Here is an 18,130-nt window from a genome sequence, read left to right on the forward strand (position 1 = left end):
TGAGTCGACTTCACGGCTGAGTGTGTCGCTCGGCGACGTCGAACGCGGGCGCGAGCGGGGACAGCGCCGCGTGGAGCTGGTCGGACAGTGAGCCGGATGGCACGACCAGCCCTCCCGCGCGGAAATTCCCGGCGGCTCCTGCGTTCCCAGTCAACTGGAGCCAGCCTTCCAACGCGATGCGAACCGCCACGGCGACGCTCGCCGCGAGAACGCGGGCTGTGTGGGGTCCGGCGTCGCCGAGGCGTTCGGCGATCACCGCCGTGAGAGGGGGCTCGATGTCGGCGGTGGCATCAAGGAACGCGTCGCGTAGCGCGGTCCGGGTGGTCATCAGCAGCAGCGCCTCGTGTTCGCGCTCACCAGTGTTCGTGTAGTGCTTGACCACTGCTTCGGTGACGGCGTCAGCCAGGCGCACTCTTGCGGGCCGGGCCGCGACCGCCGCCGCGATCCGTGTCTCCCGGTCCGCGGTAATGGCGGCGACGATCGCCTGCTCGCGGCTGGAGAAGTAGTTGTTGTAAGTGCGCGGCGAGACCCCAGCTGCCTCGGCGATGTCCTCGACCCGCACCTGGTCCGGTCCGTACTCCACGGCCAGACGCAGGGCCGCCTCGCGGAGCGCCTCGCGCGTGGCCTGCTTCTTTCGTTCGCGCAGTCCATGCGGTGGTGTCGTCACGGGGCCAGGGTCCCACACAGGGCTGCGTGCGCGCAAAATTGCGTGCACGCAATTTTCCTGTCAGTCTCAGGCCGCCCGAGACCGACAGAGAGGACGCCACCATGCGAGCCAGAGGAATGACCTACGACACCGGATTCGTCATGCACAGCCAGATATCCCGCGAGCACTTCGACCCCGCGGTGGTCCGGCGCGAACTCGCCATCATCCGCGACGACCTGCACTGCAATGCGATCCAGATCATCGGCGGCGACCCGGACCGACTGGAGCTGGCCGCCGGCGCCGCCGCCGAGCTCGGCCTGGAGGTCTGGTTCTCGCCCTATCCGCTGGAGCTGGACCCGGAGCAGATCCTCACGCTCTTCCGCGACTGCGCCGAGCGAGCGGAACGGCTCCGGCAGCAGGGGGCCACAGTCGTGTTCGTCGCAGGGGTCGAGCTGAGCGTGATGAACCGAGGGTTCCTGCCCGGAGACAGCCCCGAGGAGCGGGTCGAGCAGCTGATGAGCCAACCCGAGCGGCGGACCGCAGCGATGCGCGAGCTCGGCGTGCGCATCAACGCATTCCTCCGCGATGCCGCGGCCACGGTCCGCGAGCACTTCCAGGGCAAGATCACCTACGCATCAATCCAGTTCGAGCAGGTCGACTGGACTCCCTTCGACATTGTGACGTTCGAGCTGATCCGCTCCGCCGAGGTCGCCGACCGGTTCCGGGACGCGGTGCGCACACTGGCCCAAGGCCCGAAGCCTCTCGCCATCACCGGGTTCGGTACCGCGGCCTACCGCGGCGCGGGAGACCGCGGTGGCCGAGTGCTGGAAGTGGTCGAGTACGACCCGCAGACCAAGGCCCCTGTCCAACTGAACGGCACATACGAGCGTGACGAGGCCGGACAGGCCGCCTATCTGAGCGAACTGCTGGAGATCTTCGAGACCGAGGGCGTGGACAGCGCGTTCGTGTTCCTGTTCGCCTTGCCTGGCTACCCGCACCGCCCCGACGGCGACCCCAGGAAAGACTTGGACCGGGCCGGCTTGGGCATCGTCAAACTCCTCGAAGGGCGCCGGGGGCAGACCTACCCCGACATGGAATGGGAACCCAAGGCCGCGTTCGCAGCAGTGGCGCAGCAGTATCGGAAGTGACAGGCCCCGCACACGGCGACCGCTGCTCGGGATCTGCACTGCGCCGCAGTGCAGATCCCGAGCAGATGGAAGCGGTATTCGCCGCACTTGCCGCAGTCCTCGCGCCGGTCTACCGCCGCGGCGACCTACAGGCCAACGGCATGTTGTACCTGCGCGGGTTGGAGGAGGCCCTGCCGTGGATGAGCGCCGCTTCCGGCACCAACGTCGGTATACGCCAGCAGCGCATAGTTCGGCAGGTGCAGCAGATCGGCGCGCACCTCGGCTATTCCGCGATCAGATCATCTCGAGCGGGCAACAGCCGGTCGTGGACGCGCAGTGTGATGGCGTGGGCAGTCGTCATACGGCAGTCACTTCCCGGTGCGGCTCGGGCGTACTCAAGTGCTGAAGACGCTACTGCCTCATGCCCTGACGGAGTCCATCCGGCTCCGGAGGTCCCCGCGGCCAAAGCGCCCCACGCGGGGGCGCTGCACGACGTGTGCTTCGACAGGGATGCGGGCCGAGCGAGGTCAACATGATCTTTTCCGTACCGGCAACCCCTGGCGAGACGTGCTCCGCCGAGTACGGTCCGTGGTCGAGTGTCTACGACCGCTTCCGTATCTGGACGTGCGAGGGCGTCTTCCAGCACCTGATGGAGACGGTCATCGGATATGCCGCAGAACGCGGCGAGGTGGACTTGTCGCTGGCCAGCGTGGACTCTGCTGCCTCCCGCGCTCACCACCACGCCGCCGGGATGGTTCTGGACGAGGAGCAGTTGAAAACTCTGGTGGAGGCCGCCGAGTCCGGAAAGGGGGCGGGAAGAAGGGATAAGAGCCGCAAGACGAACAGGACGGAGGCCCGGAACGAGCCGAGCGGCGGCTGCGGCGACGCCGCCGCCGGGCGCGTTTGAAGGCTGCTGACCTGGGTCGTTCCCGGCGTGGGCTGACCAGCAAAGTGCACTTGTCAGCCGACCGGCGCTGTCGTCCGCTGTCGTTCGTCCTCACTCCCGGCCAGGCCGGTGACAGTCCGCAGTTCGCGCGGGTCGTGGACAAGATCAAGGTCGGTGGCAGGAGGGGCCGGCCCCGCACCCGCCCGGACGCGGTCGCCGGCGACAAGGCCGTGCAACTGGCGCGGGATCGCCACCCGCTACGACAAGACTCCCGAGAGCTACCTGACCCGACTCCACTTGTGCGGCACGATGCTGTGGCTACGCAGCATCACCGGACCTGCATGACTAGTGACCTCGTTCCCGGCCGAGGAAGCACGACAGGAGTCGCCTGAAGTCGTGCGGGTGCTCGAGCGCCGGCACGTGCCCGCATCGGCCGAGCACATACAGACGGACATCGGCCAGGTGTTCGAGCAGGGGCAGGGCTGCCGTCCCGAGCGGGGTGACTCGGTCCTCGGCGCCGTGGACGAGCAGCACGGGCGCGCGGACCCCTGCCAGCGTTTGCGCCGAGAGGGTGAGCTCGTCGGCCCAACGTGCCCTAGGAGGAGGGAACAACGACGCGAACGCGGCCGCCCCCGCTCGCATCGCAGTTGCACGGGCAGCGACGGCCGACTCGGTCACGAGCGCTTGGTCGAGGACGAGGCGACTCAACATGTCTCGCGCCCCGAGCGGGCCGGCGGGGGCGGCCCAGACCGCGTCGAGCTCGGCGGACAGCGGCGCCCCGGGGGCGCCCATCGTCGAGACCGCCACGACACGGGTGACCTGCTGGGGACGCGCGGCCGCCAACGCCAGCGCCACGGCACCGCCCATGGAGTGGCCCACCACGGCGTAGTGCTCGACACCGAGAGCATCCATCAGGCCCGCGGCCTGCTCCGTCCACAGCCGGAGCCCACCCCTGGAGCCCGCCGGGAATGGTGTACGGCCGAACCCCGCCTGGTCAGGAGCCACTAGGTGCCAGGACGTGCCCAGCGCCTGTGCCGTCGTTGCCCAGGCGCCGGATCCGGTCGTACCGGGTCCGGAGCCGTGCAGCATCAGCACCGCGGGCCCGGTACCGCTCTCCATGACGTGGACGGGGGAGCCGTCGACTGTGATGGTCCGAAGTGCCGTCACTGGGGCAGGCCAGGTGTGGTCATGCCGATGCGGAGTTGATGGATTTCGAAAAGAGCTCCATCATCGCCCTGCCGAATTGCGGCATGTCGGGCCACCCCCGGCAGGAGACGAGGTTGCCGTCCACGACGTCCGGAGCGTCGATGACCGTCGCGCCCGCGTTCTCCATGTCACCGGTGATAGGGGGGAAGCACGCTGTCTTGCGGCCCTTCAGCAGCCCGTACACAGCCGGCACCTGCGCGCCGTGGCACACCAGCGCGATCGGGAGGTTGCGCGCGAAGAAATGCTCGGTGATGCGCCTGACGTCGGCGTCGACCCGGATCCACTCGGGGGCACGTCCCCCAGGGATGATGAGGGCGTCATAGCGCTCGACGTCGACCTCGGCCCAGGGCACGTCAACCGGCAGCTTGCGGCCGTTCTTCTCCACGTAGGCGTCGGAGTTGGGGTCGAACTCGTGGATGACCAGCTGAACGTCACGCATCGTCCGTGACGAGACGTCAACGTCCCAACCGCCCTCCTGAACGCGATAGTAGGGATACATGGTGTCGAGCTCCTCGGCGGCGTCGCCGGTCAGGAGCAGCGCTCTGGGCACTCACTTCTCCTCGCATCTGAGGCGGGTGAGGCGGATCCGATCCGATCCGATTGTGCGAGCATTCCTCGGCCCAGTCCGCCCGTCAAGCCTTTACGCCATTCCCTCCGAGCCCTTGGCCTCGTCGAACAATCGTCGGAACCGCTCGCCGGACAGCAGGATGTGCCGACGCATGGCGTAGGCGGCGGCGTCGGGGTCACGCGCGGCAATCGCGGCCACAACTTCTTCGTGCTCGGCCATGGCCAAGTGAGTGACCTGGGTGTCGTGGAGAAGCCGGAACAGGTGCACGTGCGTGTGCAGGCGAGCAAGCGCTTCGCGGATGACCTGGTTCTCCGCGCTCAGGGCGACGAGATCGTGAAACGCGGCGTCGCGGAGCCCGAAGGCGCCATAGGCCTGGGGCCCGCTGCCCCCCTCCAGCTCAGCCATCTGCTCCAGCATTCGTCGCAGACCGGCCACCTGCTGCAAGGATGCGCGTTCGGCGGATCTGCGCGCCGCTGCCGGCTCGAGGAGCAGGCGGAGCTCAAGCATGTCCTCGAATCGCTGACGGGTGATTTGGGGCGGGATGTGATAGCCGGCATGGGGCACACGCACGACCAGGCCCTCGGCCTCCATCCGGTTCAGAGCGTCTCGGATCGGCGTCTGCGAGACCCCCAACTCTCGCGCCAGGACGTCGATCGTGACGCGGGAACCAGGCTCGATCCGTAGCGACATCAGCTGTCCGAGCAGCGTGTCGTACACCTCGTCGGCAAGCCGGCCACGAGATTTTCCCGGCGGCGCTCCGCCCGTCATGGCCCCACTTCCCCTCGCAATCATCGCTTCGTCGTCCATCGTGACGTGAGGTCCTTTCTTACGTCTTTGCGAACCTGTTGACATGGGTCGCATGCTGCGGGATGTTGATGCCCTCGCTTGGATCGTATAGGAAATGTGACGGACGCCGGCCATCCTTCACCCATCGCGGAACCGCCCGCCATCGCTCCGCTTCGATCAGTTGTAGCTCCTAGGGACCTGCGCGACGTCCTACTTGGTTTGCCGTTGGGCCGCACAAGGGCCGAAGCACCTCTCGACCGCCTGAAGCCCCACTACGTCGCGGCCTACTCGTGACAACGGTCCGCGGGTCAGCGCCCGCGACAGCCGGCAACACGCCTGCACCCAGCAACTGCTCGGCGAAGCACGCAGCAAGGCTCCAGAAGTCCCGACCCAGAAAGCAGGCACGAGGATGCGGTATCCCAAGCCAGTAGGACGACTGTCCGTTCCCGGTGGAAAGGTGCAGCTGGCGACGGCGGCCATATTGGTGGCCACGACCGTGGCGGCTTGCGGCGGCGGCGACACGCAGGCGAGCGCCCCCAAGGCACCGGCGACCATCCCGGAACTCACCAAGGACCCGCTGACCCTCAGCTTCATCTGGTTCGACTGGCCCCCCGCCCACGCCCTGGAAGCCTTCGCGAACGCGGAGTACGCCAAGGAGCGGCCGAACGTGACCATCAAGGTCAACACCGTGCCGAACGCGAACTGGCACGACGCGATGTTCACCCAGTTCGCAGCGCACCGTACCGACTTCGACATCCCGATCCTGGACTCGCAGCACATCGGCGAGGCCGTGACGAACGGCAACATCCTCGACATCACCGACTTCGTCAAGAAGAACATCGACGTCAAGGCCTACAACCCGTACCTCCTGGCGGCCTACGGCCAGTTCCCCCAGGCGGAGACCGGCAAGCGCGACGAAAACGCCAGCATGTACGGACTGCCGCTGCTCGGCGACACCTGGACGATGATCTACCGCAAGGACCTGATCGGCGACAAGCCACCGCAGACGTGGGACCAGATGATCTCAGTCGCCGAGAAGTGCCAGGCGGACCACCCCGGCGTCAGCGGGCTGGCTTTCCACCAGGCCAACGGCTCCGACGCCGCAGCCGTCACCTACAACACGGTCAACGGCATCTACGGCGGCAACCTCTGGGACTCCAAGACGCGCAAGATCGACGGCGTCCTCAACGACACCGCCGGCCATGAGGCGATGGACGTCCTGGTCAACAAGATGAAGCCGCTGACCGCCAAGGGCTCCGGCAACTGGTTCATCGACGAGGTGAACGCGGCGGTCGCCCAGGGCAAGGCATGCATCGCGTTCAACTGGATCGCCGCGAGCGGCGGCCTGCTCGACCCGAAGCAGTCGACGCTCGGCACCACGCGGGAGCAGATCCTCGACAAGCTCGGTTTTGCCACCCTGCCGAGCCAGAAGACGAACCTGGTGCCTCTCGGCGGCATGGGGATGCACGTGTCGGCCTACTCCTCCAAAGCGAACCAGGCGGAGGCCCTCAACTTCATGAAGTGGTTCGAGCAGGCTGACATCCAGAAGAAGTGGGCCGCGGCCGGTGGCGTGCCCGCACGTACGGACGCCCTGCAGTCGCCCGAGTTCCTCAATGCCGGGCCGTTCAACCAGGTGTACGCCGACTCGGTTCCGCGGATGCGGGACATGTGGAACGTGCCCGAGTACGCGCGCCTCGTCGACATCGAGAACACCAACGTGAACGCGGCTCTGAACGGCGCGAAAAAGCCCAAGGACGCGCTCGACGACATCGCCAAGGAGCAGCAGAGCGTGCTCGACTCCGGCAGCCGCAAGGGCGGCGGCGGACTGTGAGTGACCCCACCACTCTGACGACCGACCACGCGGTGCAGGTGGCGTCCGCGACGCCCCCTGCACCACGTCGGCCCCGCCGCTTGAGCGACCGCGGGCTCGCCGTGGCCTTCATCTCGCCGGCGCTGCTGCTGCTGCTCGGCATGTCGGTGTTCCCGTTGCTGTGGGCGTTGTACCTGTCGTTCACCGACTACTCGGCCACCCGCGGGGGGCAGGCCCATTTCATCTGGTTCGAGAACTACACCGCCATCCTGACGTCGGCGCAGGTCCACCTGAGGGCCTTGACGACGTTGATCTACGTGGTCGGCGCGGTCACCCTGCAGACGGTGCTCGGTTTCGCCATCGCCTACCTGATCTCACGGCGTACGCACGGGCGAGGACTGCTGACCACTTTGTTCCTGGTTCCGATGATGCTGTCGCCGGTCGTGGTCGGGCTGTTCTGGCGATTCATGTTCGACGCGCAATTCGGCGTGATCAACAGCATGCTCGGCTCGCTCGGCCTGGGACAGGTGGAGTGGCTCACCCAGCAGCGAACGGCACTGATGTCCCTGATCGTGGTCGACACCTGGCAATGGACGCCGTTCATCATGCTCATCGCACTTGCGGGCCTCACCGCGGTACCCAAGTACCTGTACGAGGCCGCCTCGATCGACCGGGCGTCCGAGTGGTTCCGGTTCCGCACCATCACTCTTCCTCTGGTGTGGCCGCTACTCCTCATTGCGGTGTTGTTCAGGGCCATCGAGGCCTTCCGGCTGTTCGACCTCGTCTACATCCTCACCAGCGGAGGTCCGGGGGTCTCCACCGAGACGTTGTCGTTCCACGTCTACAAGGTCGCGTTCCTGGGCTTCAACACCGGAACCGCCTCGGCGTACGGGATCCTCATGGTCCTCGTCGTCATGGTCCTCACGCAGCTCTACCTGCGCTACTTGAACAAGCTCAAGGAGGACTGATGGCCGTATCCGTCGACGAGGCCGCGTCCACAGATCCCGTCCGGGATCACACGCCCCCCGCGCGTCGCCTCCGGGGCCGCGGCCGGGGCCGTTCCGTGCTGGAGGTCGCGCTGCTGACCGTGCTGGCCGTGGTGATGCTCTTTCCGGTGCTGTGGATGATCGAGACGTCCATCAAGGAGAACCGGGACGTCTACGCCGTCCCGGCCAAGTTCTTCGACTTCAAGGTCACGATGGGCCATTTCAAGGACGTGTTCGTCGCCCCCGGCGGGGGTCGCTCGGCCTTGTCCGTCGCGTTCCTCAACTCCGTCGTGGTCGCCGGCGTCTCCACGGCGCTGGCCACCGTGCTGGGGGTCCCGGCGGCCTGGGCCTACTCGCGCTTCGCCGTGAAGGCCAAGAAGGACCAACTGTTCTTCATCCTGTCCACCCGCTTCATGCCGCCCGTGGTGGTCGTGATCCCGATCTTCCTCATGTACCGCCAAGTCGGACTCATCGACACCAAGCTCGGCCTGATCCTCATCTACGCCGCGTTCAACGTCCCGTTCACGATCTGGATGATGAAGGGGTTCGTCGACGAGGTGCCCGCGGAGTACGAGGATGCCGCCATGCTCGACGGCTACACCCGTTTGCAGGCGTTCCGCCGATTCACCCTTCCCCTGCTCCTGCCCGGCATCGCCGCGACGGCGGTCTTCGCACTCATCTTCTCGTGGAACGAGTTCGTGTTCGCCATCTTCCTCACCTCCAGCGACAGCGTCCGGACGGCCCCGCCTGCCATCGCCGGCCTCATCGGCGGAACCACGGTGGACTGGGGTCTCGTGGCCGCCGCCTCCGTCGTGTTCGCCCTACCGGTACTCGTCTTCGCCTACCTGGTGCGCAAGCACCTCGTCGCCGGTGTGACGCTCGGGGCGGTGCGACGCTGATGGCGGGCATCGAGGTGACCGCGCTGCACAAACGCTACCCGGACGGGACGGTCGCAGTCGATCACGTGGACCTGTCCATCGGCGACGGCGAGCTGTTCGTGATGCTCGGACCTTCGGGCTGCGGGAAGACGACCACGCTGCGAGCCATAGCCGGCCTGGAGAGGCAGACGACGGGCGACATCCGCATCGGCGACACGCTGGTCAACGACCTGCCGCCCGCCGAGCGCGACATCGCCATGGTGTTCCAGTTCTACGCTCTCTACCCGCATCTGAGAACCCGCGACAACCTGGCGTTCCCACTGCGTGCCGAGGGACTGCCCAAGGCGGAGGTGCGCGAGCGGGTCGACGAGGCCGCCCGGCTGATGCGGCTCGGTCCGCTCCTGGACCGGCGACCGCACCGGCTGTCCGGCGGGGAGCAGCAGCGCGTCGCGCTTGCTCGCGCCCTGGTGCGACGACCGCGCGCCTTCCTCATGGACGAACCCCTCACCAATCTGGACGCAGAGCTGAGGGCGGACATGCGCACGGAGATCAAGCACCTGCAGGGGGAACTGGGGACGACGATGGTCTACGTCACCCACGACCAGGTCGAGGCGATGTCGCTCGGCCACAGAATCGCCATCCTCAACAAGGGCCGCGTCGAGCAGATCGGCACGCCGCTGGAGGTCTACGACCGTCCGGCGAGTCTTTTCTGTGCCGCGTTCATCGGCTCCCCGCCGATGAACCTGATCGAGGTGGAGGTGGCCGACGGGAAGCTGCGCAGTCAGGGCGGACTGGTCCTTCCGCCACCGCCGAGCCTGCCGCGCGACCGTCGCCTGGTCGCAGGCGTCCGGCCGGAGGCGCTGGAGGTCACAGAACCAGGGGCGGAGCGTTCAGCCCCGGGCCGCGTGGTCTCGGCGGAGTGGCTGGGAGACGAAGTCATCGCCGTGGTCGACCACGGTGGCCGGCGCGACGTAAGGGTTCGGATGCCACCGACTGTCCGTTTCGCCGCCGGCGCGCCGGTCGGGCTGCGGCACACCGGCGGGCCCCCGCCGGTCTACGACGTGAGCACGGAAGAGCTGGTGGCCTGATGGGAACCGTGGCAGTGCACGGGCTGTGCAAGTCCTTCGGCAAGGTCCAGGCCCTGGACGGGGTGACGCTGGACGTGCCGGACGGCTCCTTCTTCGTCGTGCTCGGGCCCTCCGGGGCAGGCAAGACGACGACCCTGCGAGCGATCGCCGGCCTTGAGCAGCTTGACGCCGGGTCGGTGCATCTGGACGGGAGGGACGCGACCGGTGACTCCCCGGCCGAACGCGACCTGGCCATGGTCTTCCAGAGCTACGCCCTCTACCCGCGACTCACGGCGTACGAGAACATCGCTTCGCCGCTGCGGGCACGCCGCTGTTCTTCCAGCGAGATCGCCGCTGCCGTCGAGCGGATGTCGGCCCTGCTGCACATCGAACGTCTGCTGCAGCGTCGTCCCGCGCAGATGTCGGGCGGTGAGATGCAGCGTGTCGCCCTGGCCCGGGCGCTGGTCCGTCGCCCGCGCGCGTTTCTCATGGACGAGCCGCTGACGAACCTCGACCTCAAGCTCCGCGTCGAGATGCGCACCGAGCTCACCCGCATCCACCGGAGTCTCGGGGGAACCTTCGTCCACGTGACCAACGACCAGGTCGAGGCCCTGTCCATGGCCGACCAGGTCGCGGTCCTCAAGGAGGGGAAGGTGCAACAGGTCGGAACGCCGACCGAGGTGTACGAGCGACCGGCCAACCAGTGGGTCGCGGGCTTCGTCGGGAGCCCGCCGATCAGCCTCCTTCCCTGCCACGCCGAGGGGGATCGTCTGGTCGGGGCGGAAGGCTGGACGCTGCCGCGGCCCCGCTGGACCACGGCAGAGGACGGTCGTCCGCTGATGCTGGGCCTGCGGGCGGAGGACCTGTCCATCGAGCAGCGTGGGGACGCGTCGTTGCCGGGTGAGCTCTACGGCCTTGAGCCGCTCGGTGACCGAACGGTGGTCGACGTCCGAGTGGGGACGGAGATCCTCAAGGTCAAGGCACGACCCACCGTCACGGGTACGCCGGGCGAGCGGCTGCTTGTCAGCGTCGACCTGGACCGTGCGCACCTGTTCGATGCGGGCACCGGGCTGGCGCTGCCCGAGGCCGGGAGGTAACCGCGCAGGGCGGCGACGTCACCATGCGCCCGCACGTGGCGATCGAGCCTCGGCGGACCGTCACCGGTGAGCACGGCCTGACGACGCCGAAGCAGCGATGGCCCGAGAAGGCGATCGGTGGCGCGGGGCGTCGCCCTGCAGCCAGGGCCAGGGCCACGTTCGACCCGCTCGGCAACCTCGACCCCGGCGAGGTCGTGCGACGTGTTCGCCGACGCGCGTGGCGCGATCGCCGAGGTCACGGGACATCACCCAGAACATCACAGGAGGCGACGCAATGAGTGACCCGATGAACGTCCTGGCCCCCGAGCACCGGCGGCTCCGGATTGGCGACGCGTGGCGCGACGCCGCCGGCGGAGCCACCTTCGTCGTTGAGGATCCGGCCACCGGCAAGACCATCGCCGAGGTGGCGGACGCCGGCGTCGTCGACGGGCTCGCCGCTCTGGACGCGGCGAGCAAGGCAATGGCGGAGTGGGCGGCGACACCGCCGCGAAAACGGTCGGAGTTGTTGACCGCGACGTACCGGGTACTGACCGAGCGATCCGAGGAGATCGCCCGGCTGATAACGCTCGAGATGGGCAAGCCGCTCGCCGAGGCTCGGGGAGAGGTGGCCTACGGCGCCGAGTTCTTCCGATGGTTCGCCGAGGAGGCGGTCCGCGTCGAGGGGCGCTACAACACCGCTCCCGCTGGTGGATATCGCATCCTCACCGTGCCGAAGCCGGTCGGACCGTGCGTCTTCGTGACGCCCTGGAACTTTCCGTTGGCCATGGGTGCCCGCAAGCTCGCTCCTGCGCTGGCGGCGGGCTGCACGACGATCACCAAGCCGGCAGCCCAGACGCCACTCACCATGCTGTTCCTGGCCCGCATCATGGAGGAGGTCGGCGTTCCCCCGGGCGTCGTCAACGTCGTGACGACCAAGCGTGCCGGCGAGGTGGTCTCGGCACTGCTGGCCGACCGTCGGACCCGCAAGGTTTCGTTCACCGGGTCGACCGAGGTCGGGCGCGTGCTGCTACGACAGGCGGCGGACAACGTGCTGCGCACCTCCATGGAACTGGGCGGCAACGCACCCTTGATCGTGTGTGCCGACGCGGACCTGGACGTCGCGCTCGACGGTGCCATGGTGGCCAAGATGCGCAACATCGGGGAGTCCTGCATCGCGGCCAACCGGATCTACGTCGAGGAGCCGGTGCGCGAGGAGTTCACGGCGCGCTTCGCCCAGCGGATGGGCGCGCTCTCGGTGGGCCATGGTCTCGACGACGGCGTGGAGGTCGGGGCGCTGATCGACGAGGCCTCGGTCACCAAGATCGACAAGCTCGTCGCCGATGCGGTCGATCGCGGCGCCCGTGTCTTGGTGGGCGGCGAGCGTCCGGATGGGCCGGGCCACTTCTACCCGCCTACGGTCATCGTCGACGTGCCCGAAGACGCGCGGATACTGCAGGCGGAAATCTTCGGCCCGGTGGCGCCGATCAGCTCGTTCACGTCCGACGACGAGGTCATGGCGAAGGCCAACGACACCGAACACGGCCTGGCCGGATACGTCTTCACCCGTGACCTCCAGCGGGCGCTGCGGTTCACCGAGGGGTTGGAGACGGGGATGGTCGGCATCAACCGCGGTCTGATCTCGGACCCGTCAGCTCCCTTCGGAGGCGTGAAGCAGTCCGGGATCGGCAAGGAGGGGTCGCACGAGGGCATCCTTGAGTACCTCGACGTCACCTACGCGGCGATCGACCTCACATGACCGGTTTACTGCTCCGGGTGCCCGCCGCGGATCACCGCGCCCTGTGCACACATGACCTGACCGGCCTCCACCCGTGGGGCGGGACCCGGGCCATGGCCGGCAAGAAGTTGCTGGCACCCGGGGACGCCGTCGACTCCGCCGGTGTGCGCGTCACAGACGCGGCCGCGGCGGTGGATGGGGCGATCAGCCCTTTCGGTTGTCCCAAAGGCCACGCCCTCGGGCTCATGACCGAGGTGCTGGTCGCGACCTCGACTCGTACCGCCCTTGGCGACGATGTCCGCGGGACCCCCGACCCGACTGCCCCGCCCACCAGGGGCGACGTCTTCATCGCGATGGACCCGAGGGCCCCCGGGCACGACCGAGTCCGGGAGCCCGGCGCGCGCCTGCGCCACCCGGCAGCCGACGCCGTCCCGGTCTCGCAGGTGAACTGGACGTCCACCCAGCACATCACCGCCGACGTTCCAGAGAGGCACTGACATGCTTGAGACCGTCCGCGGACCACGCCAGCTGATAGTGGGCGAAGGGGTCGCGCAGAACATCCCACGCGTGGTGGCCGAGTGCGGCTCGCGAGTCCTCATCGTGACCGACCGGGTTCTTCTGGGGCAGCCGGGCGTGGCCGAGATCGTGGCCGCCGTGCGGGAGAAGGCCGAAGTCGTCGCGGTGTTTGCCGACGCGACTCCGGACGTGCCACTCGCCGATGTCGCCCTGGCCGTCTCGGTCGCCGCAGAGGTGGACGCCGACGTAATCCTCGCCATCGGGGGTGGCACGGTGATCGACCTCGCCAAAATCGTCGGCGTCATCCGGCGCCACGGTGGGACGCCGCGCGACTTCTACGGCGAGTCGAAGGTGCCGGGGCCGACGATTCCTCTCGTCGCGGTCCCGACGACGTCAGGCACCGGCTCCGAGCTCACGCCCGTCTCGGTGTTGACCGACCCGGACCGCGAGCTGAAGGTGGGGGTCTCCAGCGTCCACATCGTGCCCGACTTCGCCATCGTCGACCCCGAGCTCACCTACACCTGCCCTGCGACCGTCACTGCCCACTCCGGCATCGACGCGTTGTGTCACGCGGTGGAGAGCTACACCGCGCGACCCCGGGCCCACGGACCGCGCGACCCGGTGGAGCAGGTCTTCCTCGGCCGCAACCCGATCACCGATCACTACGCGCTCCTGGCCGCGAAGCGGATCGCCCGCAGCTTGCCCCAGGTCGTCAGGGACGGAGGCGACAAGGACGCGCGCGCGGACATGTCCTATGGGTCCATGCTGGCCGGGCTCGCATTCTCCCACGCAGGCAACGCGGCTCCGCACGCCCTCCAATACCCCATCGGCGCAGCCACCCACACACCGCACGGCCTGGGCGTCGGGCTGCTGCTGCCCTACGCGCTGGACGCGGCCAGGGATGCCATCGGCGACCGGTTGACCATCCTCGCCGGGGTGTGCGGGCTCGACGTGACCGACGCCTCGGATGCCGAGGCCGCAGATACATTCCTCACCTGGCTCGACGGGCTCCTTGCCGACATCGGCATCCCTGCCACCTTGGCGGACATCGGCGTGGCGCGCGCCGACCTCCCGCGCTTCGCGGAGATGGCCAGTGGCGTCACCCGCTTGATCCAGAACCATCCAGGCCCGACCGACACCGCCAGTCTGACCTCGATCCTCGAAGCGGCCTGGATCGGGGACCGGACCCGACACGTCCTGACTCCGGAGCAGAGATAGTGACGGGCCTTTCACATGACGACAAGTTCCCTGCCCCATCCTGGGTATCGGAATTGTCGGCTACGACTTAAGAGCCAGCGCAGGGGGCTGCGGCCAGAGCGAGGAGCTTGGTGCGGGTCATGGTTCGACCTCCCTTGAATGGCTCGCGCATTCGCGACGAATCGAACGCACGAGCCCAGACTGAGCGGGGCGAAGGTGAACCGCCATTCGATACCCCCATGCGGGTGACGGAATGCCTGCCATCGTCTATTGATCGTGGCCGAGTGGGAGCAGCAACCGCCGACTGAACGCTGATGCGAGGTTGCCTGTTTGGCCGGACCAGCCTGGCACCTCTCGAGCGGTGCCTGGCCCAGGATGGCCGGCATGCGTCGCTGCCCGATGGCGGTCCCGAGTTCGGGCCCTGACGGGTCGCCGCAGAGGACCGCAGTGCGGTGCTTTGGAGTATGTCCCACATCTGGTCGGTCATCCGCACTGCACCGGCGTCGAGGAGCTGGGGCGCGTGCCGCGGCGTGTCTTGCACCTGCGCCTACGGCTGCGGTTGTGCTCCACCGGCGGCAACAACAGCATTGCCTATCACCCGGTACATGCCGATGGAGTCGTGCGTGGTGGTGTCGGCGAAGCCGAATTTTTCGTAGAGGTGGCGGGCGGGGCCGTCCGCGATCAGCGAGACGTAGGCGGTGGCGGGGGCCCGGCGCTCCAGTTCGTCGGTGAGCGCGGCCATGATGCGCCTGCCGAGGCCGTGTCCTTGGTGTTCGGGGTGAACGCATATGTCGACGATCTGGAACGCGGTGCCGCCGTCACCGATGATGCGCCCCATGCCGATGGGCTGCCCCTCGTGGTGGACGAGCACGCCGTACCAGGTATTGGGCAGGGCAAGCACAACCGCCTCGGGGGCTTTGTCCGAGAGGCCGGCCTCGGTGCGCAGTCGGCGGAAGACCTCGACGGAGGGCACACCGGGGCTCAGCTCGTAAGGGTCATGCACGCTGGTCTCTTCTCTGGTGCGGGCGGATGTCCGGCTCCTGCCTACTGGTTCTTGGCCGGGATCAGCCACGCGGCGATGACGGCGGAGGCTGCGGCCGTGCCGGTGGCGGCGAGGAACGCGTTGTCGAAGCCGGAGGCGGCTTGGGCGCCGGTGTGGACGGCGATGCTTGTGGCGGCGGCGGTGGAGGCGGCCGCGGCTCCGACCGAGGCGCCGAACTCGTGGAAGGTGCTGACGATGCCCGAGGTCACACCGGCCTCGTGGGGTGCGACGCTGGCGAGCGCGGTGGCGGAGGCGACGACGAACAGGGCACCCAGTCCCGCCGCGGCGACGCTCACGCCGGTGACCATCGCGGTGGTTCCGGACCAGAACACCGGTACGAGGAACCCGGCCGCTGCCACGGCCAGGGCGGCCACAGCCAGCAATCGTGCTCCCATCCGGCCGATCAGGGTGCCGGCGACAGTGGCGGAGGCCATGGTCAGCAGCGCCACCGGCAGGAACAGCACGCCGGTCATCAGGGCGCCGTGGCCCTGACGGTCCTGGAGGTAGAAGGAGCCGAGGAAGAAGACCCCCACCATCAGCGCGGTGGCGACGGCGATCACGAAGGTGCCCGCCACGACTGGGCGCCGGCCGAGCAGGCGCAGGTCCATCAGCGGTGCGGCCACCCGGCGTTGCCAGGCGGCGAAACCGACGTAAGCGGCTGCAGCGGCGGCGACGAGGAGGACGGTGGCGGCGTTGACCCAGCCGTGGTCGCCGGCACGAACGAGGGCGTAGATGAGGGCGCCGGTCGCGGCAGCCACCAGGGCGGCGCCAGGTATGTCGAGCGGGCCGGTGGCCGCACGGGGCAGGCGGGGCAGGATCCGCGCGAGCAGGACGAAGACGATCAGGCCGACGGGGACGTTGATGAAGAAGACCCAGGCCCAGCCAGGGCCTGCGGTGATCAGCCCACCCATCAGCACGCCGAGGGCGGCTCCCCCGCCACCGAGTGCCGACCAGATGCCCAGCGCGCGGTTGCGTTCGTCGCCGTCGAACAGCCGCACCACCACGGACAGAGCGGCAGGCGACAGCATCGCGGCGCCCGCCCCCTGCGCGATCCGGGCGGTGAGCAGCAGCGGGGCGCCGGTGGCGAGTCCGGCGGCCAGGGATGCTGCGGTGAAGATGGCAAGGCCGGCCAGGACGACCCGCTTGGGGCCGAACAGGTCGGCGGGCCGGCCGCCGAGCAGCATCAGGCTGCCGAAGGTGAGGGCGTATCCGCTGACCACCCAGGTCAGTGCCGCGCGGTCCAGGCCGAGTTCGGCGCCCATGGGAGGAAGTGCGATCGCAACGACGGTGATGTCGAGGATCAGCATCAACTGGGCCAGTCCCAGCAGGCCCAGGGCCGGCCAGCGCATCGGATGCGGTGTCTGCGGTGCGCTGGTGGTGGTTTCCGTGTCGGTCATGACGCTCAACCCCTCATCACTAAGTCGTACAGCGATGTTCAGGTTATACACGTGAGGGGTCCAAACCAAACATGGTTGTTCGAGTTCTGGGGTACGGTGGGCGCATGAGCAGCAAGAGCACCACCAAGCGCGCCGACGCTCTGCGCAGCATCGAGGCGATCGTGCAGGCCGCGGCCGAATGCCTCGGGCGAAACCCGGACGCGAGCCTGAGCGAGATCGCGCGGGCCGCGGGTGTGGGCCGGGTGACGCTGTACGCGCACTTCGCCTCCCGGGCGGAGGTCGTCGATGCGGCGATGAGCCGCGCCCTCGACCGAGGCAACGAGGTACTGAACGCGGTCGACCTGACCGGTGATCCGCTGCTCGCCCTCGAGCGCTACATCGATGCCGGCTGGCACCTGGTGGACCAGGCGCAGGCACTCCTCGCCGCCGCCCAACGGGAGCTTCCCGCGGGACGCATCCGGGAGTTGCACGCCGGGCCCGCCGCCCGGGTCGAGGCGCTGGTGGCCCGCGGACGGGCCGAGGGCGCCTTTCGTACGGACCTGCCCATCGCATGGCTGATCAATGTCCTGCAGGCGGTCATGCACAGCGCGACGGAAGAAATCCGCGCCGGCCGTCTGAACCCCGAGCGCGCGGCCAGCCACATCACGGCCACAGTGCTCGCCGCCTTCACACCGCCGGGCATCCCAGTACCCGAGCCCCGCGGCGGAGCGTGACACCGGCGGCCCTCCGCGAAAAGCTCACCGGCAGCTCCAGAATCAGCCCCAGACAGCAGCGTGTACACACCTGGATGGCTTTCCGGGACGGCTGCTGCCGTCCCGCACCGCTTCCCACCCAGTTGCCCCCAACCAGCACCCGCGCGCACCTGTCCCGGGGTCACGAGCGCAGCAATCATGAGGGACGGTAGGGGTCACTGCACGGCCTGGGCGACATACAGGGCGACGGCGAGCGCTCCCAGCGTCAAGCACATCGCAATCTCGGGCAGCCGAGGCTGAAACCGGGCGCCGAGGTGACCGCCGATCAGGCCGCCGAGCCCACAGGCCAGCCCCAGGTGCGTTTGCGCCGGCATTGCGCACGGCCTTCGAGGAACGCCGGCGCCTGAAGGCAAGGCCGCTGCGGCCTCCGCGGCCGGTCATGTCGCGCTTGGTGCAGTAATGGGGAAAGCACGGCGGTCCCGACTGTGCAGAACCTCGCCCCACGATCTGAGAAG

General features: G+C 68.4%; 17 protein-coding genes. 11 read left to right on the top strand and 6 right to left on the bottom strand.

Annotated elements, in window-relative coordinates; translation table 11 throughout:
* Positions 1-10 precede the first annotated feature (10 nt).
* Positions 11-667, bottom strand: coding sequence for a TetR/AcrR family transcriptional regulator (locus CHF15_RS34725; protein ID WP_089227952.1), 657 nt, complete (start codon positions 665-667; stop codon positions 11-13).
* A gap of 116 nt (positions 668-783) precedes the next feature.
* On the opposite strand from CHF15_RS34725, the gene CHF15_RS34730 reads away from it, so the two are divergent.
* Positions 784-1,794, top strand: coding sequence for a hypothetical protein (locus CHF15_RS34730; protein WP_089227889.1), 1,011 nt, complete (start codon positions 784-786; stop codon positions 1,792-1,794).
* Between the two features lie 511 nt (positions 1,795-2,305).
* Positions 2,306-2,680 (top strand): transposase, encoded by a 375-nt coding sequence (locus CHF15_RS34735; RefSeq protein ID WP_089227890.1) that lies wholly within the window; start codon positions 2,306-2,308, stop codon positions 2,678-2,680.
* Between the two features lie 324 nt (positions 2,681-3,004).
* Here CHF15_RS34735 and CHF15_RS34740 read toward each other — a convergent pair whose 3' ends face one another.
* The 3 genes from CHF15_RS34740 to CHF15_RS34750 all read right to left on the bottom strand — a co-directional run bounded on the left by CHF15_RS34740 (position 3,005) and on the right by CHF15_RS34750 (position 5,240).
* On the bottom strand, positions 3,005-3,826 hold the full coding sequence (locus tag CHF15_RS34740; RefSeq protein WP_089227891.1) for an alpha/beta fold hydrolase: 822 nt from the start codon (positions 3,824-3,826) through the stop codon (positions 3,005-3,007).
* A 19-nt stretch (positions 3,827-3,845) separates the two neighbouring features.
* Positions 3,846-4,415, bottom strand: coding sequence for a DJ-1/PfpI family protein (locus CHF15_RS34745; protein ID WP_089227892.1), 570 nt, complete (start codon positions 4,413-4,415; stop codon positions 3,846-3,848).
* Positions 4,416-4,505: 90 nt separating this feature from the next.
* Positions 4,506-5,240: a GntR family transcriptional regulator gene (locus CHF15_RS34750; protein WP_089227893.1), complete on the bottom strand. Its 735-nt coding sequence runs from the start codon at positions 5,238-5,240 to the stop codon at positions 4,506-4,508.
* 436 nt (positions 5,241-5,676) lie between these two features.
* Here CHF15_RS34750 and CHF15_RS34755 point away from each other — a divergent pair, with 436 nt between their 5' ends.
* From CHF15_RS34755 to CHF15_RS34790, 8 genes are all read left to right on the top strand, one after another.
* Positions 5,677-7,050, top strand: coding sequence for an extracellular solute-binding protein (locus CHF15_RS34755; protein ID WP_245939188.1), 1,374 nt, complete (start codon positions 5,677-5,679; stop codon positions 7,048-7,050).
* An 80-nt stretch (positions 7,051-7,130) separates the two neighbouring features.
* Positions 7,131-7,997, top strand: a complete 867-nt coding sequence (locus CHF15_RS34760; RefSeq protein WP_220093354.1) for a carbohydrate ABC transporter permease — start codon at positions 7,131-7,133, stop codon at positions 7,995-7,997.
* Positions 7,997-8,914, top strand: a complete 918-nt coding sequence (locus tag CHF15_RS34765) for a carbohydrate ABC transporter permease (protein WP_089227896.1) — start codon at positions 7,997-7,999, stop codon at positions 8,912-8,914. The genes CHF15_RS34760 and CHF15_RS34765 overlap by 1 nt, the downstream gene beginning before the upstream one ends.
* Positions 8,914-9,981 (top strand): ABC transporter ATP-binding protein, encoded by a 1,068-nt coding sequence (locus tag CHF15_RS34770; RefSeq protein ID WP_089227897.1) that lies wholly within the window; start codon positions 8,914-8,916, stop codon positions 9,979-9,981. The genes CHF15_RS34765 and CHF15_RS34770 overlap by 1 nt, the downstream gene beginning before the upstream one ends.
* On the top strand, positions 9,981-11,057 hold the full coding sequence (locus CHF15_RS34775; protein ID WP_089227898.1) for an ABC transporter ATP-binding protein: 1,077 nt from the start codon (positions 9,981-9,983) through the stop codon (positions 11,055-11,057). Before CHF15_RS34770 ends, CHF15_RS34775 begins: the two co-directional genes overlap by 1 nt.
* A 274-nt stretch (positions 11,058-11,331) precedes the next feature.
* Positions 11,332-12,792, top strand: a complete 1,461-nt coding sequence (locus CHF15_RS34780) for an NAD-dependent succinate-semialdehyde dehydrogenase (protein ID WP_089227899.1) — start codon at positions 11,332-11,334, stop codon at positions 12,790-12,792.
* A complete protein-coding gene (locus tag CHF15_RS34785) occupies positions 12,789-13,268 on the top strand; it encodes an Ldh family oxidoreductase (protein WP_089227900.1) in 480 nt (159 codons plus the stop codon). Before CHF15_RS34780 ends, CHF15_RS34785 begins: the two co-directional genes overlap by 4 nt.
* Position 13,269: 1 nt before the next feature.
* Positions 13,270-14,505, top strand: coding sequence for an iron-containing alcohol dehydrogenase (locus tag CHF15_RS34790; RefSeq protein WP_089227901.1), 1,236 nt, complete (start codon positions 13,270-13,272; stop codon positions 14,503-14,505).
* A gap of 526 nt (positions 14,506-15,031) precedes the next feature.
* Here the strand turns inward: CHF15_RS34790 and CHF15_RS34795 are convergent.
* Positions 15,032-15,487 carry a GNAT family N-acetyltransferase gene (locus CHF15_RS34795; protein WP_089227902.1) on the bottom strand — a complete coding sequence of 152 codons (456 nt, stop codon included), beginning with the start codon at positions 15,485-15,487 and terminating at the stop codon, positions 15,032-15,034.
* A gap of 41 nt (positions 15,488-15,528) precedes the next feature.
* On the bottom strand, positions 15,529-16,923 hold the full coding sequence (locus tag CHF15_RS34800) for an MFS transporter (RefSeq protein ID WP_179280097.1): 1,395 nt from the start codon (positions 16,921-16,923) through the stop codon (positions 15,529-15,531).
* A 104-nt stretch (positions 16,924-17,027) separates the two neighbouring features.
* Here CHF15_RS34800 and CHF15_RS34805 point away from each other — a divergent pair, with 104 nt between their 5' ends.
* On the top strand, positions 17,028-17,636 hold the full coding sequence (locus CHF15_RS34805) for a TetR/AcrR family transcriptional regulator (RefSeq protein WP_089227903.1): 609 nt from the start codon (positions 17,028-17,030) through the stop codon (positions 17,634-17,636).
* Positions 17,637-18,130: the final 494 nt, after the last annotated feature.

Origin of the sequence: Actinacidiphila glaucinigra (assembly GCF_900188405.1) — a bacterium.
GTDB classification, from domain to species: domain Bacteria; phylum Actinomycetota; class Actinomycetes; order Streptomycetales; family Streptomycetaceae; genus Actinacidiphila; species Actinacidiphila glaucinigra.

Excerpts from the sequence above, each read along its gene's own strand:
- CHF15_RS34730 (WP_089227889.1), top strand. The coding sequence starts at position 784 with ATGACCTACGACACCGGATTCGTCATGCACAGCCAGATATCCCGCGAG.
- CHF15_RS34735 (WP_089227890.1), top strand. The coding sequence starts at position 2,306 with ATGATCTTTTCCGTACCGGCAACCCCTGGCGAGACGTGCTCCGCCGAG.
- CHF15_RS34750 (WP_089227893.1), bottom strand. The coding sequence starts at position 5,240 with ATGGACGACGAAGCGATGATTGCGAGGGGAAGTGGGGCCATGACGGGC.
- CHF15_RS34765 (WP_089227896.1), top strand. The coding sequence starts at position 7,997 with ATGGCCGTATCCGTCGACGAGGCCGCGTCCACAGATCCCGTCCGGGAT.
- CHF15_RS34770 (WP_089227897.1), top strand. The coding sequence starts at position 8,914 with ATGGCGGGCATCGAGGTGACCGCGCTGCACAAACGCTACCCGGACGGG.
- CHF15_RS34775 (WP_089227898.1), top strand. The coding sequence starts at position 9,981 with ATGGGAACCGTGGCAGTGCACGGGCTGTGCAAGTCCTTCGGCAAGGTC.
- CHF15_RS34780 (WP_089227899.1), top strand. The coding sequence starts at position 11,332 with ATGAGTGACCCGATGAACGTCCTGGCCCCCGAGCACCGGCGGCTCCGG.
- CHF15_RS34785 (WP_089227900.1), top strand. The coding sequence starts at position 12,789 with ATGACCGGTTTACTGCTCCGGGTGCCCGCCGCGGATCACCGCGCCCTG.
- CHF15_RS34790 (WP_089227901.1), top strand. The coding sequence starts at position 13,270 with ATGCTTGAGACCGTCCGCGGACCACGCCAGCTGATAGTGGGCGAAGGG.
- CHF15_RS34800 (WP_179280097.1), bottom strand. The coding sequence starts at position 16,923 with ATGACCGACACGGAAACCACCACCAGCGCACCGCAGACACCGCATCCG.
- CHF15_RS34805 (WP_089227903.1), top strand. The coding sequence starts at position 17,028 with ATGAGCAGCAAGAGCACCACCAAGCGCGCCGACGCTCTGCGCAGCATC.